Origin of the sequence: Microcystis sp. M53598_WE2, from assembly GCF_030067735.1 — a bacterium.
Classification (GTDB): Bacteria; Cyanobacteriota; Cyanobacteriia; order Cyanobacteriales; family Microcystaceae; genus Microcystis; species Microcystis aeruginosa.
Window position 1 is genome coordinate 1 of record NZ_JASJFE010000389.1, and the last position, 3,120, is coordinate 3,120.

The following is a 3,120-nucleotide window of genomic DNA, read 5'->3' on the forward strand; positions in this document are numbered from 1 at the left end:
CAGGGAGTGCCGCGCAGGTCTAAAGTCATAGTTATTTAGGGTTTGCTGAAAAAGTTTCTCCTGGGGGCAGGGTGTGGGGTGTGGGGTGTGGGGTGTGGGGTGTGGGGTGTGGGGTGTGGGGGGAATAAATAAAATAATCTCCTATCTCCTGACTCCTATCTCCTGACTCCTATCTCCTATCTCCTATCTCCTGACTCCTGACTCCTGACTCCTGACTCCTGAATCCGTCAAATCGATTAAAAAGTTAAGTAATCTCAACTTCTAGCCAATGCTGACCCGGAGCTAGGGGATAATTAAACCATCGTCATTTAGGCTGCGTTTATCCGTGAAAATTATCGTTATCGGCAGTGGTGGTCGAGAACACGCCTTGGCTTGGAAACTGCTGCAATCGCCCGAAGTAGAACAAGTGTTCTGTATTCCGGGTAATGGGGGAACGGCAATTTTACCTCAATGTGAAAATATCCCCCTAGCAATGGAGGATTTTGCCGAAATTAGCCGCTTTGCCCGAGAAAATTGCGTCGATCTGGTGGTTGTCGGGCCAGAATATCCCCTCTCCCTCGGCATTACCGATCATCTTCTCGGCCAAGAAATTGCCGTTTTTGGCCCCACACAAACCGGGGCCTTAATTGAATCGAGCAAATCCTGGGCAAAAGAATTAATGAGCGAAGCAGCAGTTATCACCGCCGTCTCGGAAACCTTTACCGATGCAGAATTAGCAAAAACTTATATCCGAGAGCAAGGAGCGCCAATTGTGGTGAAAGCTGACGGATTAGCCGCAGGAAAAGGGGTAATTGTCGCCGAAACCGTAGATACGGCCCTAGAAGCGATCGATGATCTTTTTACCGGTGGCTTTACTAAAGTGGTGGTGGAAGAATTCCTAGAGGGAGAAGAAGTGTCTATCCTCACCCTCACCGATGGGATCAGTTTTCGTTCCCTGCTACCCGCCCAAGATCACAAGCGGATCGGTGAAGGCGATACCGGCAAAAATACCGGCGGTATGGGAGTTTATGCCCCCGCACCCATAGCCACCGCCGCCATTATCGAAGCGGTAAACCGAGACATCCTCGCCCCCATCGTCGCCACCCTGCAAAAACGCGGCATTGACTATCGGGGAGTCCTCTACGCAGGTTTAATGATTTCCCCCGCCGGAGAGCCAAAAGTTCTCGAATTTAACTGTCGTTTTGGCGATCCCGAAACCCAAGCGGTTTTACCCCTACTGGAAACTCCCCTGGCACCGCTGCTGCTGGCTTGCGCTCAACAAAAATTAACTGATTTCCCCTCTTTACAATGGCGATCCGGTAGTGCCGTTTGTGTGGTGGCCGCGTCTGCCGGTTATCCCGACCACTACGAAAAAGGCCAGTTAATCACTGGAATTAAGGCAGCTGAAACCGCGGGAGCGATCGTTTTCCACGCCGGCACGGTTTTAAAACACGGCGATATCTTCACCGATGGCGGCCGCGTCTTGGGTGTCACGGCTATGGGAGCTAATTTTAATCAGGCGATCGAACTTGCCTATCAATCGGTGAAAAGGATACACTTTCAGGGCATCTATTATCGTCGTGATATCGGCCACCGGGTAAGGGAAAAATAAGGGTCAGTATTTAGGCAGGGGTAAAAGGGGGAATAGTTAGGGGTTTTGAGGATTAATTTATTAGCCAATTTCCCTTTTTTTCCGCATCTCTCACCGCTAATCCTCACCTGATGCCAAACCTCTTTCTAGGGTCATCCCTGACAAAAGCGCATCTGATTTGTCAAAAAAACAGTAACTATTGATAAAATCATGAAACTGAATCGCCCAACCAAATTGCCATCCCTATGCGAATTTTGCTCTATTCTTATAACTATTATCCCGAACCGATCGGCATCGCTCCCCTGATGACGGAATTAGCGGAAGGATTGGTTAAAAGAGGTCATCAAGTCAGGGTTTTAACCGCTTTTCCTTGGTATCCTAATAGTGAAATCGATCCCGAATACCGAGGAAAAATCTATCTAGAAGAAGAACGAAATGGTGTTAAAATTCAACGTTCCTACGTCTGGGCGCGTCCCCAAAGAAGTTTAAAAAATCGAATTTTCTTTGAATTGAGCTTTGTTTTTTTGAGTTTCTTTCAGGCTCTCAAGGGTGAAAAACCCGATCTAATTTTCTTAACTGTCCCCGGATTACCCGTTTGCGTTCCCGCCGCTTTATTGAGTAAATTATATGGGGTACCGATTATTCTAAATTTACAGGATATTTTGCCCGATGCGGCAGTTCATGTGGGATTATTAACTAATGAGAAAATGATTAAGGTTTTTAGTCGTCTCGAAAAATTTGCCTATCAAACTGCCAGCAAAATCTCGGTTATTGCCGATGGTTTTACCAAAAATCTCCTAACTAAAAATGTGCCGAGTCAGAAAATTATTGAAATTCCTAATTGGGTGGATGTAAGCTTTATTAAACCTCTGCCGAAAAACAATAATTATTTTCGCCAAGAAAATCATCTTGAGGGCAAATTTGTTGTTTTATATTCTGGCAATATTGCCCTAACCCAACCCCTAGAAACCCTGATCGATGCTGCAGTTTACTTAGTTGACATCCCTGAGATTAAAGTGGTAATTGTTGGTAAAAAAGAAGCACTCGATCGCCTAGAAAAGTATCGCCAACAACAGGGGGCCAGTAATGTGCTTTTATTACCCTTTCAACCCCGGGAAAAATTACCAGAAATGTTAGCAGCCGCCGATGTGGGTATGGTGATGCAAAAACATAACGTTATTTCCTTTAATATGCCGTCCAAAATTCAGCTATTATTAGCTAGTGGTCGTGCTATTATTGCTTCTGTTGCCGCCGATGGAACCGCCGCTAGGGCGATCGAGCGTAGTGGTGGTGGTTTGGTGGTTAATCCTGAAGATCCGGAGGCATTAGCTACAGCTATTTTAAAACTATACAAAAACCCAGATTTAGCCACTATACTGGGAGAAAAAGGACGACAATACGCGGAGGAAAATTATGCCTTTGAAAAGACTTTGGATCAATACGAAAATCTTTTTTCTCAAGTAGTTAGTTAATAATTAGGGTATAGGGATTAGGGATAGGGAAATGGAGGAATAGGGTAATGGGGGGATAGGGGAATTTCAACTAAAACC

2 protein-coding genes are annotated in these 3,120 nt (G+C 45.6%); both read left to right on the forward strand.

Going from position 1 to position 3,120, the window contains the following annotated elements; all coding sequences use genetic code 11:
* The first annotated feature begins 325 nt into the window (after positions 1 to 325).
* A complete protein-coding gene (purD, locus tag PX636_RS08405) occupies positions 326 to 1,591 on the forward strand; it encodes a phosphoribosylamine--glycine ligase (protein WP_288116738.1) in 1,266 nt (421 codons plus the stop codon).
* Positions 1,592 to 1,815: 224 nt separating this feature from the next.
* Positions 1,816 to 3,042: a glycosyltransferase family 4 protein gene (locus PX636_RS08410; RefSeq protein ID WP_288116740.1), complete on the forward strand. Its 1,227-nt coding sequence runs from the start codon at positions 1,816 to 1,818 to the stop codon at positions 3,040 to 3,042.
* Positions 3,043 to 3,120 lie beyond the last annotated feature (78 nt).